Origin of the sequence: uncultured Roseovarius sp., assembly GCF_947489715.1 — a bacterium.
Classification (GTDB): Bacteria; Pseudomonadota; Alphaproteobacteria; order Rhodobacterales; family Rhodobacteraceae; genus Roseovarius.
The window spans coordinates 53393-67754 of record NZ_CANLER010000014.1; the positions used below are offsets into that span (position 1 = coordinate 53393).

General features: G+C 58.4%; 12 protein-coding genes. 6 read left to right on the forward strand and 6 right to left on the reverse strand.

The window, feature by feature from the left end:
• Positions 1-36 precede the first annotated feature (36 nt).
• From Q1B27_RS23000 to acdA, 5 genes are read right to left on the reverse strand one after another with little or no spacing between them, the layout of a single operon-like run.
• Positions 37-246: a hypothetical protein gene (locus Q1B27_RS23000; RefSeq protein ID WP_299851949.1), complete on the reverse strand. Its 210-nt coding sequence runs from the start codon at positions 244-246 to the stop codon at positions 37-39.
• Entirely contained in the window at positions 243-1415 is a 1173-nt protein-coding gene (locus tag Q1B27_RS23005; protein ID WP_299851951.1) for a CaiB/BaiF CoA-transferase family protein, read from the reverse strand. The genes Q1B27_RS23000 and Q1B27_RS23005 overlap by 4 nt, the downstream gene beginning before the upstream one ends.
• Positions 1412-2632, reverse strand: a complete 1221-nt coding sequence (locus tag Q1B27_RS23010) for a pyridoxal phosphate-dependent aminotransferase (protein ID WP_299851954.1) — start codon at positions 2630-2632, stop codon at positions 1412-1414. Before Q1B27_RS23010 ends, Q1B27_RS23005 begins: the two co-directional genes overlap by 4 nt.
• Complete coding sequence (locus Q1B27_RS23015; protein WP_299851959.1) at positions 2619-4241, reverse strand: thiamine pyrophosphate-binding protein; 1623 nt, start codon at positions 4239-4241, stop codon at positions 2619-2621. Before Q1B27_RS23015 ends, Q1B27_RS23010 begins: the two co-directional genes overlap by 14 nt.
• Before the next feature lie 8 nt (positions 4242-4249).
• Entirely contained in the window at positions 4250-5467 is a 1218-nt protein-coding gene (gene acdA, locus Q1B27_RS23020; RefSeq protein WP_299851962.1) for a 3-sulfinopropanoyl-CoA desulfinase, read from the reverse strand.
• A 94-nt stretch (positions 5468-5561) separates the two neighbouring features.
• Here acdA and Q1B27_RS23025 point away from each other — a divergent pair, with 94 nt between their 5' ends.
• Together Q1B27_RS23025 and Q1B27_RS23030 are read left to right on the forward strand one after the other, a co-directional pair.
• On the forward strand, positions 5562-6446 hold the full coding sequence (locus Q1B27_RS23025) for a LysR family transcriptional regulator (protein WP_299851965.1): 885 nt from the start codon (positions 5562-5564) through the stop codon (positions 6444-6446).
• 175 nt (positions 6447-6621) lie between these two features.
• The gene (locus Q1B27_RS23030; protein ID WP_299851969.1) at positions 6622-6960 is read left to right on the forward strand and encodes a MarR family transcriptional regulator; all 339 of its coding nucleotides are present in this window, start codon (positions 6622-6624) and stop codon (positions 6958-6960) included.
• 97 nt (positions 6961-7057) lie between these two features.
• Here Q1B27_RS23030 and Q1B27_RS23035 read toward each other — a convergent pair whose 3' ends face one another.
• Entirely contained in the window at positions 7058-7693 is a 636-nt protein-coding gene (locus tag Q1B27_RS23035) for a helix-turn-helix domain-containing protein (RefSeq protein WP_299851972.1), read from the reverse strand.
• 162 nt (positions 7694-7855) lie between these two features.
• Here Q1B27_RS23035 and Q1B27_RS23040 point away from each other — a divergent pair, with 162 nt between their 5' ends.
• The 4 genes from Q1B27_RS23040 to Q1B27_RS23055 are packed head-to-tail and all read left to right on the forward strand — an operon-like array spanning position 7856 to position 13485.
• On the forward strand, positions 7856-10312 hold the full coding sequence (locus tag Q1B27_RS23040; protein ID WP_299851975.1) for an FAD-dependent oxidoreductase: 2457 nt from the start codon (positions 7856-7858) through the stop codon (positions 10310-10312).
• Positions 10313-10340: 28 nt separating this feature from the next.
• Positions 10341-11855, forward strand: a complete 1515-nt coding sequence (locus Q1B27_RS23045) for an aldehyde dehydrogenase family protein (RefSeq protein ID WP_299851978.1) — start codon at positions 10341-10343, stop codon at positions 11853-11855.
• A 38-nt stretch (positions 11856-11893) separates the two neighbouring features.
• Positions 11894-12055 carry a hypothetical protein gene (locus Q1B27_RS23050; protein WP_299851981.1) on the forward strand — a complete coding sequence of 54 codons (162 nt, stop codon included), beginning with the start codon at positions 11894-11896 and terminating at the stop codon, positions 12053-12055.
• The gene (locus tag Q1B27_RS23055) at positions 12055-13485 is read left to right on the forward strand and encodes a cytosine permease (RefSeq protein ID WP_299851984.1); all 1431 of its coding nucleotides are present in this window, start codon (positions 12055-12057) and stop codon (positions 13483-13485) included. The genes Q1B27_RS23050 and Q1B27_RS23055 overlap by 1 nt, the downstream gene beginning before the upstream one ends.
• The last annotated feature ends 877 nt before the right edge of the window (positions 13486-14362 follow it).

Genomic DNA, 14362 nt, shown 5'->3' on the forward strand with positions numbered 1-14362 from the left:
TCTTTTGGCATGTAGGAAATTCACAAAGTTAACGTCTCACACAGTTAATTCGCAAAATGCCCAGATGGCAAAGAGAGAAAGCTCTTGTGACAATACCCATATCTGCGATGAACTGCACTCGAGAACAGATGCGATCAACTCTCCTGTTGTCGGATCTAACACGGCAAGGCTTACGTCGCCGGTGACCCACTCGCCAGCCACAAACGCGCTGAACTCAGGGAAGCCTCCGACCATCTCGTTAATCATTCCAGTTCCCCTAGGATCTCGTCCGTGTGCTCCCCGAATTTCGGCGGCGGGCGATGATAGCTCACCGGGGTTTTGGAGAACCGCAGGGGGTTTCCGATCATGTCAACCTTGCCTGAAGCGGCTTCGGCGCAGGGAACACAGATCTGCATGTTCCTTGCCGTCACCTGATCCGATCCAAAGACGCGATCGAGTGAATTTACTGGGCCAACCGGAACACCAACGGCTTCCAGACCGGCGATCACGGCGTCCATCTCATAGCTCGCAAGCGCCTCAGTGATCAGATCAACGAGGGCGTCGCGGTTGGATAGTCGAGCAGGATTGGTCACGAAACGCGGGTCCTTTGCCCATTCCGGATGCCCGATCCATTCCGCGAAGCGCGAGAACTGACCATCATTCCCGACCGCGATCACCACATGGCCATCCCGGGTTGGAAAGACCTGATAGGGCACGATGTTTGGATGGCCATTGCCCCGCCGTTGAGGCACGTCGCCGCTGGTCAGGTAGTTGACACCTTCGTTGATGAGCCAGGCGATTTGCGTGTCCACAAGCGCGAGATCGATGTGCTGGCCTTCGCCCGTCTGGTCACGGTGCCGCAAGGCCGCAAGGATGCCGGTTGAGGCATACATACCGCACATAACATCCGCGATGCCGACAGCGACTTTCATGGGCTCACCGTCCGGCGCGCCAGTCAGCGACATGATCCCGCCATAGGCCTGTGCCATAAGATCGTAGCCAGGTTTGCTGGCGTTCGGTCCAGTCTGCCCGAAACCGGAAATCGAGCAATAGACAAGACCTGGTGACGCGTTGGACAGGCTACCGTAATCCAGACCGTACTTCTTCAAGGCGCCAGTTTTGAAGTTTTCGACGAGAACGTTGGACCGTGCCGCGAGTTTCCGGACGGTCTTTTGCCCTTCAGCGCTGGCGAGATCGATTGCGATGGATCGCTTGTTCCGGTTGGCACAGACGAAATAGGCGCTGAGGTCCGACGCTTTGCCATCGACGCCAGTGACAAAGGGTGGCCCCCAGCTTCTGGTGTCATCGCCGTCTGTGAGTGGATTTTCGACCTTGATGACATCCGCCCCCATATCCGCAAGAAGCTGCGTGCAAGTGGGGCCGGCCAGGATACGACTGAGATCGAGGACCTTTAGGCCCGAAAGCGGCCCGGTCATGCTGCGGCCCTCAACGATCCCACTGCCGCTCTGATGCGGGCGCAGGCGGATCGAAGATCATCCTCCGACGCAGCTGTGGAAATGCGGATGTGAGGCGAAAGCCCGAAGGCCGTACCAGGAACGGTCGACAGGTGATGTCTTTCCAGAAGCCAGGTGCTCACAGCGGTGTCGTCCGTCAAGATGACCCCGTCAGGTGTCGTCTGACCAATGAGCCCTTCAATACGCGGAAAGACATAAAATGCTCCTTCCGGCCGGAGGCAGGAAACTCCGTCGATCGCGCTCAATGCATCAACGACGATATCACGGCGTCGCTGAAAACTCGCCGCGCGGTCTGCAAAGAAGTCGGCCGGGCCTTCCAAAGCAGCGACAGATGCGGCTTGTGAGATGGAGCAGGCATGCGTGCTACTCTGGCCTTGGACCGCATTCATCGCCGCAATCAGGGATGCGGGACCAGCGCCATAGCCGATCCGCCACCCGGTCATCGCAAAAACCTTTGAGACGCCGTTGACCAGCAATGTTCTGGGTTTCAGATCGGGGGCGGCATTCAGGATCGAAACGAAACGGTGATCGTCGAACATCAGATGCTCATAGATATCATCGCTCAGCACCCAGACATGCGGGTGAGCCCGCAACACCTCCGCAATAGCCGCGAGTTGCGCTTTTGAATAGGCCCCGCCCGTCGGGTTGGACGGAGAATTCAGCATGAGCCATTTGGTCTTCGGTGTAATCGCCTTTTCAAGGCGGTCAGGGGTCATCAGAAACCCATCTTCCTGCGGGCAGTCGACGATGATGGGTGTGCCGTCGGCGATGGCCACCATGTCGGGGTAGGACGACCAATAGGGTGCCGGAACAATCACTAGATCGCCTTTTGAAAGCGAGGCCATGAAGGCGTTGTAGATGACCTGCTTTGCGCCGCCGGAAACGGTGATCTCTTCCGGTGTATAGTCGAGTGCGTTGTCACGCTTGAGCTTGTCGCTGATCGAGGACCTGAGCGCTGGCGTACCAGCAACAACCGTGTAGCGAGTCTCATCGTTGTGGATGGCTTTGATCGCAGCGGCCTTCACGTGATCGGGCGTTTTGAAGTCAGGCTCCCCGATCCCAAGATCGATGATCGGATGCCCCTGCGCTTTCAGGGCGCGGGCCTTGGCCACAAGTCCCATGATCATCGAGGGCGCGACTACGGCAAGGCGGTCGGCACGCATATCAGATCCGTCCATCATAAACCTCCCGATCAATCTCAGCAGCAATGACTGTGAAGCTGTCCGCGGTTTGTGCGGTAGCAAGAGCGTCCTTCAGCTCTACCGCCGACCCAACCGTATGTCCCACGCCGCCAAAGGCCTCAGCCAAGCGGGCAAAGTCATGTTTCGCAAAATCGACGCCTGCGTTTTTGAGCTGCCGCCCGCGTTGTTTGATTTCGATCAGCGCGAGGCTGGCGTCCACGAAGACCACGAAGATGGTCTTGAGACCGAGTTCCACCGCCGTCGAAAGCTCGCCGGCGACCATCAGCATGCCGGCATCCCCAGAGAAAGACACAACAGTGCGCTCGGGTTTGATCAGGGAGGCGCCCATTGCAAGAGGAACCGCGCAGCCCATTGTGCAGAGCGCAGATGACTGTAACAGGCCTTTCGGGGCGTAGCAGCGCCACTTCTGTGACAACAGAATGCGGTGCGCGCCGGAATCGACCGTCGCGACGGTCGATTCCGGCAGCATGTCGCGACAGATATCGATGACCACCCCAGGACCCCACGCGTCCGTCTCGGCAAAGGCGGAGGTCAGCCTGTCACGCACTTCGTCTGTCTTGCCGCCCGACCAGCTTGGCATAGTCGCGATACCATTTGACAAAGCATCCAGCGTCAGACCAACATGGCTAACGAACTGAAGGCTCGATTGGTGCATGTAGTGGGTGTTAGGCTCGGCTGCGATGTCGATGACATTGACTGTTTCAGAGTCCCAGACATCGCGCCACCCAACCCGCATTTCAATCGGATCATAACCAGCACAGATGATCAGATCGGCCTGCTGTACGAAGGGTAGCAGGATATCATCGTTCTTGGGCGACAGGCCCGCACCGCCAAGGCAGAGCGGATGATCTTCAGCGACGATGCCTTTGGCTTTGTAGGTTGTGATGACCGGCACGTTATGCGTTTCGCAAAAACGCAAGATGGCGGCGCTTGCATTGTCCTTGAGCGCATCCAGACCTGCGATCATCACGGGTCGCTTGGAAGACGCCAGCCACGACCGGGCGAGCGTGAGATCATCTTCCGCAGGAACAACTGAACTCACTTTTACACGGCGGCGCATTTCGACAGGACCGGGCTTCGCATCGGCCACGGAAATCGGGACGTCGATGTGAACGGGACCGTCCCGTCCATCCGTTGCGATCGCAACGGCCTTGTCGGCGATTGTATCAGCGCCGTCTGCCGTCAGCATGAAGCTCGCCTTCGTGATGGGACGGAATACGGACTGATGGTCCAGAACCTGGTGGGTATAGGTCAGGGCTTCGGTTGCATCGACACAGCCTGTCAGGACGATCAAGGGGACGCGGTCTTGTTGGGCGTTGGCAACGACATTAACGCCGTTGACAGCACCCGGCCCGACAGTCGCCACCAGAATACCCGGTGCGCCTGTCATGTGATGCGCGCCTTCGGCCATAAAGCCGGCGGTGTTCTCGTGTTTGCACAAGATGAACTTAATACCGGCCTTTTCGAGCGCATCGACAATCGTCAGCACTTCGCCGCCCGGCATGCCAAAAGCATGCCTACAGCCAGCCTCGTAGAGCCGCCGCGCGACGAGGTCGGCGGCCCGAAGGTCTTTTTCAGTTTTCATGGGATCTCCTATTCAGCTGCGTAGCGCGCCGTATCTGTGAGGCGCGTGTACCCGTCACGCGTCTGTGGTGTCTTGATGCCGAGGATGTTCCCGGCGACTTGAGTTCTTAGAATCTGTGCCGTGCCACCACCAATAGTGAACATCCGCACGTCCCGATACATCCGCTCCAGAGGTTCGCGATCGCTGTAGCCGCGCGCGCCGAACATTTGCAGCGCGTCACTGACCACTTTGATCGCCATCTCCGAGGCAAAGAGCTTTGCGCGAGCGGCCATCGTCATGTCAGGATATTGACTGCCGTTTGGACTACGTGAGCGCGCCGCCTCATGGAGCATGAGCCGGGCCGCATGGACCTGAGTGTCCATATCCGCAACCATCCATTGAAGACCCTGGAACTCCGCAAGGGGGCGCCCAAACTGCACACGCTGGAGGAGAAAGCGTTTGGCATGGTCGAGCGCCCCTGCGGCGACACCCATAGCAATGGTGCCCGCGCCAACACGTTGCGAATTGTAGGCATTCATGAGATCGGCAAAACCACGCTTGAGGCCCGAAGGCGGTTTGACCAACCACTTCTCTTCGATTTCGAGGTTCTCGAACCGAAGCTCTGCCTCCGGCATCCCGCAGAGTCCCATGGTGTATTCGCGGCCCACCACGGTGAACCCCTTTGGCATCTCGCCTGAGATTGGGTCGGCATAGAGGATGAAGCCGCCGATCCCCTGCTCGATGCCCGCTTCATCGAGTACGCGGGCAAAGATCAGGTGAAGTTTTGATACCCCGCCACCCGTGATCCAGTGCTTGGTGCCGTTCAGGATGTATCGATCACCTTGTTTGCGGGCAGTGGTCTGCATTTCGGTTGCGGCACTTCCGGCCTCAGGTTCGGTGATGCAGATCGCGGGTTTGTCACCGGCCAGCACATGCGGTGCGCAGAAAGCCTTCTGCTCATCATTGCCGTAGCCCATGACCGCGCTGATGCCGCCCATGTTACCCTCGACAACAATACGGGCCGTCAAGGTGCAGACCTTGGCGATCTCTTCGACCACCATGGCCACATCCAGGAAACTCGCACCCTTCCCACCGTATTCCTTGGGAATGGACATCCCCATGATCCCGGCATCGGCCAGTTCACCAACATTCTGCCAGCAGTAAACCCTGGACTTGTCCCACTCCGCTGCGCGTTTCTCAAATCCTGGCGCCAACTCTCTTGCGACGTTTACAAGCGGATGTGTCATGGCATGTCCCTCATTCTTTTTTTGTCAGAATACGTTTGCTAAAGTCCAACACAATCGAATAAGATTGAATATCAAATACAGAGTTTCTTAAGCTATGCAGACACGCTCTCTCAGAACCCTCGTGCGGGTGTCAAGGGTCGGCTCATTTGTGAAAGCGGCTGAGCAACTGAACATGACACTGTCCGCACTTTCCATGCAGATGAAGGCGCTGGAGACGGAGCTTGGCGTCGATCTCTTTGATCGTTCAGTGCGGCCGCCACGACTGACCCCAATCGGTCGGACTATCGTCGAAGCAGCGATCCCGCTCTTGCATCGTGAAGAAAGCCTTCTCGAAATCTGTAGATCCACGGACACATTGGTCGGACATTTCCGAATTGGGTTTGTCACGACGGCAGCCGTTCGTCTGCTACCTGACTTTCTGAAAAACGTCCCGCGACATGCGCCTCAGGCAACCTTCGCATTTGAGACGGGCTTGTCCAAGGCACTTCAGGAGAAGGTCTTAAGCGGACAGCTCGATGCAGCCCTTGTCACGGATGCCGAAGGCGTTCCAGATACGCTTGCGGAACTAGTGCTGTGGGAAGAACCTTTTGTTTTTGCAGCCCATGAGAACCTGCTGAAAGATGGTCTCGCAGGTTTGTTGAACCGGCACCCATTCTTTCACTTCATGCCCGACACAGGGATCGGGAAACTCATCGCTGGCGAGATGCTGCGGCACGAACGACCAAAGAGTTGCGAGACAATCGTCCTTGATAACTTGGAAGCAATCATGGAATGCGTATCAGCAGGTATTGGCTTTACGCTTCTGCCCGCCCCCGATGTTGCGCGGTATCGGTCCATCGACGTCAAAAGCATCTGTCTTCCGCATGCCTCGGCTAGAAAACTGGTTCTTGCTACCGTGATCGAGGGAGCATTGGCAGGACGCGAAGCGACGCTCGCTACCTTGTTTTCGACAGATGAGGCGGTTGCCGCCGAAGACTAAAGAACCACCCCTAACGGGCAACGTTTTTCATCGATCACGTGGGTCAAGTGAACGAAGTTTGGCCACCTGGCTGTCCACTTCTCCGCAGGTCCAGCGCGTGTGTTTGCGTTCGGTTGTCGCTGGATCGTTTTGCAAGCCAAGCTTTAGTTGATCACGATAGGCCTTCTTGGGACGAATGGGACTGCGCCTGGCGCATATGGCTGTGTTCCAGTATCCTGGGCCCGATAGATTTCGTCCTGTCGAAATTGCTGATCGTGCTGGTATGTCCAGACAAGCTATGAACCAGTTGCTTCGCAGCCTTGAGGGTTATGGCTATCTTCAGCGCTCTGATAAGCCTGATCAGAAGCGAGCACGCACTGTCCATCTCACTGAACGTGGGCACGCCACTTACGCCACAATAATTGACATACTTCAGGATATTGAGCGTGACTGGAGTGCTGAACTTGGAGCGAAACGCTTTGCCCAACTTAAGCAACTACTGTTTCAAGTCTGGGAAAGCCGATTAATTAGCTAAGCAGATCAAAAAAGGACACAGCTACAGTTCCAATTCATGCGATTTTAAAGAAAGGCTGCATCAGCAAAAGGTTCTTTGCAGCTCCGTTTACAATAGCTCAAAGCAGATATGGTGGTGTGACAGCACAAACAATACTCGCGCGTTCTGTGCCGGAATTCCTGATCTTGTAGGGCGATTTCCCGAATAGGTGGAAGCCGCCGCCCGTACGGATCACATGTGTCTCGCCTTCGGTCTTCAGCGTGATCTCGCCGGTTATTACGATGACCGCCGTCTCCCCATCATGCGACAATGGCTCGACCCCGGTGCCGCCCCCGACGTCATAGTGCTCCAGGAACATCTGAAGTGATTTGTCACGGCGCTCGCTGCACATCTCGAACAGTTCAGCTGCGCCGCTGCTGACTTCGAAGAGCTCGTCACGGGCGTAAACAAACAGGCTCTTCCGAGTTGTCGGCAATGCAAAGAACTCGGCCATTTCAATGGACATGGCGCACAGTATCTTGTGCAGCGAGGCGAGTGATGGGGCGTGCGATTCCTGTTCTATCAGTGAAATCGTGGCCGCGGTGACGCCGGCTTTCTTGGCCAGTTCCCGTTGGGACAGACCCTTCTCTTCGCGGAGCATCTGAAGCCTTGATCCAATCTGTAATTCCGAGGCCTCACCCCGCGCGCGCAGTTTTGCGGCGACCGCGGTGTCTTCCGCAGACTTGGCTTTACGGTCCTTGTTGATCAAATTCATTCGCCTCAGATCCTGGTCGGGGTACCGATGCGAGAACCCTATTCACTCCGTTCGTTATATTCCAGTGATAAATATTTTTAGTATAAATGATAAATATTTTGACTTATCGTGAAACCTCAGCGTAGCTTAACGGCAAAGGCTACGGAGGATCAGGGTCGGAAGATGGAGCAAGGGGGGTCGCTAAAATCGGTAGACGTCGCGATCATAGGCGGCGGCGTGGCAGGGTGTTCGCTTGCCTACCACCTGACGAAAATCGGCGTAACGGACGTGGCCGTGTTCGAGCGAAAGCAGCTGACCTGCGGCACCACGTGGCATGCGGCCGGTTTGGTCACGCAACTGCGCGCCACCCGCACGATGACGGAGCTGGCCAAGTACACCGGCGAGTTGTTTGCAAACCTTGAGGCGGAGACCGGCCTGGCGACAGGGTTTAAGCAAAATGGTGCAGTGCGTGTGGCCAAGACAGAAGCCCGTCTTGAAGAGCTGAAACGCGGTGTCTCCATGGCGCGCAATTTTGGTCTTGAGGCGGATGTGATGACGCCCGAGCAGATCAGGGAACGTTGGTCCCCGATTGATACGACCGACCTTTTCGGTGGCGTCTGGATGCCCAATGACGGCCAGGTCAATCCGGCCGATGTGACCATGGCGCTGGCCAAGGGCGCCCGTATGGGCGGGGCGCATATCCTTGAGAACATGGCGGTCACCCGGATCTTGGTGGAGCAAGGTCGCGCCGTGGGTGTGCGCACGGCGGAGGGGGACATTGGGGCTAAAAACGTTGTGATCTGCGGCGGCATGTGGTCGCGCGATCTGGCGGCGCAGATCGGCGTAAGCCTCCCGCTCCATGCGGCCGAGCATTTCTACATCGTGACCGAGCCAATCCCGGACTTGCCCCGTGATCTACCGGTGCTCTTTGTGTCGGACGAGTGCGCCTACTACAAGGAAGACGTCGGAAAGCTCTTGCTTGGTTGCTTTGAGCCGGGTGCGAAGCCCTGGGGCCATAACGGCATTCCTGAAGATTTCTGTTTCGACAGCCTGCCGGAGGATTTCGACCATTTCGAGCCGATCCTTGCGGATGCGGTTAAACGCGCACCGATTCTGGCAGAGGCGGGGATACAGCTGTTTTTCAACGGACCCGAAAGCTTTACCCCGGATGATCGCTATCTTCTCGGGGAAACCGCTGAGGTTGAGGGGCTCTTTTGCGCCTGCGGATTCAATTCCATTGGCATCCTGTCCTCGGGCGGGGTTGGCAAATCACTGGCCCAGTGGATCAAGGACGGGCACCCGCCTGCCGAGCTGATCGACGTCGATGTTCGCCGTATGCAGCCGTTTCAAAACAACACGACCTATCTCTTTGATAGGACCACCGAGACGCTTGGCCTGTTGATGGACATGCACTGGCCCTATCGGCAGTTTGCCACCGCCCGCGGTCTGCGCCGGTCTCCCTTTCATGAGCGACTGCTGGACGCCGGTGCCGTGATGACCGAAGCGGCCGGGTTCGAGCGGCCAGGGTTTTTCACCACGTCCGATGAGCCGAAAGAGATTACCTATTCCTATGGGCCACAAAGCTGGCATGAGGCCGTGGGGCGAGAGGTCGCGAACACATCCGAGAACGTGACGGTTTTCGACCAGAGCTGCTTTGTGAAATACCGCGTGGATGGGCCGGACGCGATGCGCGTTCTCAATCATGTCTGCGCGAATGACGTCGATGTGCCGGTTGGTAAGATTGTCTATACCCAGTGGCTGAATGCCCGCGGCGGGATCGAGGCGGATGTCACAGTCACGCGCCTGTCCGAGACCAGCTATCTGATTGTGACGATTGCGCCTTCGCAGACCCGTGATCTGGCCTGGCTGAAGCGTCACATCCCGGACGATGCCCGCGCCTTTGCCTATGACGTGACCTCCGGCCTGCCGATGCTGGCCGTGATGGGGTCAAAGTCGCGCGCTTTGCTTGAGGGCCTGTCCGGCGCGGACCTGTCCAACAAGGCGCACCCCTTCGGAACCAGCCGCGAGATCGAGATCGGTTACGCAACGGTGCGTGCCTCGCGCGTGACGTTCGTAGGTGAGCTGGGCTGGGAGCTTTATATGCCCACCGAAATGGCGGCTTATGTGCTAGCACGTCTGGTCGAGGCTGGCGCGGCACATGGGCTGGGGCATGGCGGCTTCTTCACGATCAATTCCATGCGGATGGAAAAGGGCTTTCGCCATTGGGGGCATGATATCGGCATCGAGGACACGCCGCTCGAAGCTGGGCTGCGATTTGCCTTGGCCTTTGACAAGCCGGGTGGTTTTGTGGGGCGCGATGCGCTCTTGCGGCAGCGTGATGCAGGCCCGCTGACCAAGCGGCTGATTCAGGTCGCCCTGTCCAACGAGGCGGCACCGCTTTTGCACCATGAAGAGCCCATTCGCATGAATGGCGAGATTGTCGGCTCGATCACATCGGGGTTCTACGGCCACCGTGTGAACCGCTCTCTGGGGATGGGCTACATCCACCACCCCGAGGGGGTCACTGCACAAATGCTGGCCAGCGAGGCCTTCGAGATCGAAATCGCCTGCGCGCTCTATCCGGCCCAAGTGCAGCTAGGGCCGTGGTTCGACCCCAGGGGCGAACGGATAAAATCATGATCGAAAAAATCGAGAAAGGGAGATGACATTGACAGATGTTCTAGAAAAAATCGGCACGCTTTCCGGCAAGAGCTATGCGGATGGTGAGTTCGTGGAGAGCAAGGCCACCGACCATGCCGACGTAATCGACCCGGCGACCGAGAAGCGCATCGGTCAGATCGCCGTGACCCCCCTGGACGAGGTTGACGCGGTGATCGAAGTATCGTGTGCTGCACAGGACAAATGGAAGCGTCTGGCCGCGCTGGACCGTGCCACGTTCATGCACAAGGTCGCGGAACGTATGGCCGCCAATGACCGCCGTTTTGCCGAGGCCCTGACCCGAGAGATGGGCAAGCCCTTCAAGGAGGCGCTGGACGAGGTGCACTGGTCCGCGCATTCGATCCGCTACAATGCCGAGATTGCCCGCAACGACACGGGCCGCGTAATGGGCAACGCCACCGAAGGCCAGTTTCACTACACGCTGAAACAGCCCTTGGGTGTGGCGGCGCTGATCATGCCGTTCAATTATCCCCTCGTGCTGCTGTCGTGGGAGGCTGGCGCGGCGCTGGCGGCGGGGTGTTCGGTGGTGGTCAAACCGTCTGAATACACCAGCCTCTGCACGCTTCTTTTTGCCGAAGCCTTTGCAGACCTCCCCGATGGGGTGTTCCAAGTGGTCACGGGCGGCGGCAGCGTGGGCCGGCATATGGTGGAACATGAGCACACTCGGGTGGTCGTTTTCACCGGCAGCGTCCCCATCGGGCAGTCCGTAGCGGAAACCTGCGGGCGTCTGATGAAGCGCAGCTTGATCGAGACGTCGGGCAACGATCCGTTCCTGATCATGCCGTCCGCACCGATGGATGTCACCGCGCGCGCGGCCAACTTCTCGGCCTTCATGAATTGCGGCCAGATCTGTGTGAGCGCCGAGCGGTTCTATGTGCATGACGACGTCCATGATGCCTTCGTGGCCAAGCTGGTCGAACAGGCCGAGACGCTGCGCATCGGCAACGGTCTGGACCGGGTCGATATGGGGCCGATGGTGTCCTCGAAAGAGCGGGACCGCTATGAGCGCCTGATGAAGAAGGCGCGCGACCAGGGTGCGACTGTGGCCACGGGCGGGGGCCGCCCCTCGGAGTTCAACCAGGGCTGGTTCGTCCAGCCCACCGTACTGACCGATTGCACGCCCGAGATGGATATCTTCCACGAGGAAAGCTTCGGCCCGGTGGCCCCGATCTGTCGTGTCAAAAGCTTTGACGAGGCGCTGGAGCACGCCAACAACAGCAAGTTCGGGCTGGGTGCCAATATCTACACCAAGGACCTCTCAGAGGCGATCCGCGGCACCGAGGAATTGCAGGCGGGCATGGTCTGGGTCAACGCTCCGCTTCTGGACAATGATGCCGGGCCGTTCGGTGGCTCGAAGCTTTCGGGCATGGGCCGTCAGCTGGGTCCCGACGGCGTGGATACGTTCCGCGAAACCAAGATGATCATGATCGACCCTAATTGTGCACCGCAGGATTTCTGGTGGTTCCCCTATCAGGATGCGGAGTCGTTCCCCGGTCAGGGTTGAACTTGGCCAAGTCCCCCCAATTGCGAAAGGATTATTCTATGTCAGATCAAAACACTGTTGTCGCTCCGCTCGAAGAGCGTTTGCAGATGCTCGAACAGCCCGAGAACCAGGGGGTCGGGTTTTCCGGCCTGTCTTGGGCGTTACTGGCACTTACGGGCATCGTCGCTCCGGCACTGATCCTGATCTGGGGGGCGTCGTGATGGCACAGGATATTGCAGTCACCGTGGAGAAGGCCGACGAAACCAACTGGCCGCTTCTGCCCTCCGAACGTGTATGGACATCGTGGCGTTTGGGTCTCGTCCTTCTGGTCGCCGCCTGCGCGACCTGGTGTTTCATTATCGGCGAATACGTCGGGTATTATCTCGGCTTCAAACCGGGGCTGGCGGCGATGACCGCCGGTTCGATGATCGGAATGCTTCTCGTCACGCTTGCCGTGGTGCCCGCCGCGACGCGCTACGGGATCGATTCGATCGTCTCGTGCTATCCACAGTTCGGGACGCGCGGATGGCTGATCGCGGTGTTTCTGCAATATGTGTCGATCATCGGGTGGAACTCGCTTCTGCTGATCTTCTTCGGCAAATCCGTGACCCAGCTATTCATCGTACTCGGCTGGGCGACGCCGGAAAGCGCCAGTTGGCTGGTGCCTGCATCCACCATCGTGTCCTGCCTGATCGTCTATGTGATCCTGCTTGGCGGGGCGGAGGCGATCAGTAAAGTGTCCGTCCCGCTCTTCTTCTGCATTGTCGGTGTTGGCACGTGGATGCTGTTTCTTCTGGTCACGCGCGAGGCCGAGACGATTGCGGCGGCTGAACCGGCCTATGCAAGCGGCAGTTTCCGTTGGGATTACGTGACGGGGATCGAGATCGGCATCGTGAGCCTCCTATCCTGGTGGCCCTATATCGGAGCGATGGTACGGGTTGCGCCCAATGCCAACAATGCGGCGATGCCCTCGATGCTTGGCATGGGTCTGCCCGTGCCGATCCTCAGCGTGATCGGTCTGGCGGCGGTTCTGGCGCTTGGGGTCTCCGATCCGTCGGCCTGGATGGTTGAACTCGGTGGCAACGTCTATGGGGCCGTCGCGCTGGTCTTCGTGATCGCGGCCAATCTGGGTACGGCGATGACAGGCGTCTATGCCACGTCGCTGGGCCTCAAGAGCGTCCCAGGCCTGTCCTCGCGCTCATGGTCTACTGCGCTGTTGCTTTCGCTGGTTCCGGTCGCCCTGATTGGCACCCTGCTGCCTGAGCTGTTCTTCTCCAATTTCGGGACGTTCCTTGCCTTTATCGGCGTATTCTTCGCGCCGCTGTGCGGGATCCAGATCGTCGACTTTCTTGTGCTGCGCAAACAGCGCATCGATGTGCGAGCGCTCTATGATACGCGGCCGGGGTCGCCCTATTACTATTGGGGCGGGTTCAATCCGGCAGCACTTGCGGGGATGGCAGCGGGGTTTGTGACCTATCTCTACCTGCTCAATCCGCTCAGCTACGCCAGCAAAACGCCCTACGAGTACCTGACAGCCTCGTTGCCGACGGCCTTTGTCGGGGCGCTGGTTTATCTGCTGGTCACGCTGATCTTGGTACGGCCTGCGGGTCTGGGTGGGTACGGCGCGACCACGGGGGCTGACCGGGCATGACACTCATGGCGGCACCGTCCACAGGTCAGTGCGGCGCAACTGAATTGGTTGAATAGAGCGTCGCACTGGTTCAGAGCTTTGACGACCCGGTCTTCGCCCCGTTCCAGTCGCGCCTTGCCGCGCTGAACCTGACGGCGGGACTGCCGCCTGTGCCACGCCATATTCCGGTGGTCGACGCACTAGATCTCAGTTCAAGGGCGCTCCGGCGCCCCTGGACACCCTGCTGGAGAGCCTGAAGGCCCAGCGGCATCAACTTGCCTGGGGCCAGACCTTTAACAAGGCTGACATCGGGGACGCCTTCGCGGCGCAGATCTTTGACTTCGGTTGGGCGAACGAAGGGAACTAGGCTCTGTTTGCTGACCTTGTTCAAACGAAGCAGATTTATGGTGCGTCGATGGATGCACTCATAGGCGGAATGCCCGCTCTGGGTATCCTGCCAGCGCCTACGCCTGAAATTGCGGAAAGCTTGGCTTCCACAAGTGATGACTGGCCCGTCATCAAGGATTTACTTGACCGCGTTGTCGCAAGCGACCCCCTGACGGATGCAGAACGTATAGATCTTTATCACCGGCTTGTCGTCAAGGTGCGCAAGGTCGAGGAGATTGGGTGCAGACGCCATCCACTCCATCCGCGTTGCGCCAGTTCGACAAACTTTCGGTTTTGCGTCCGCGGCGAAAGTCCGGAATCCGGGCTGCGATCGCAGCATTGACGGGTGTCGGTCAACGGCAGGAAAGGGCCGTCCACGGGGAGGCTGTTCGGCTAGTTCCGCGTGATGCTGCGCTCGCTCCGATGGCAACAATGAGCCCTAAATGTCGGATGCTGCGCAGGCGCCCAATGTCCGTTATTGGTATATGAAACCGCGTGACCCTAGAGCTAT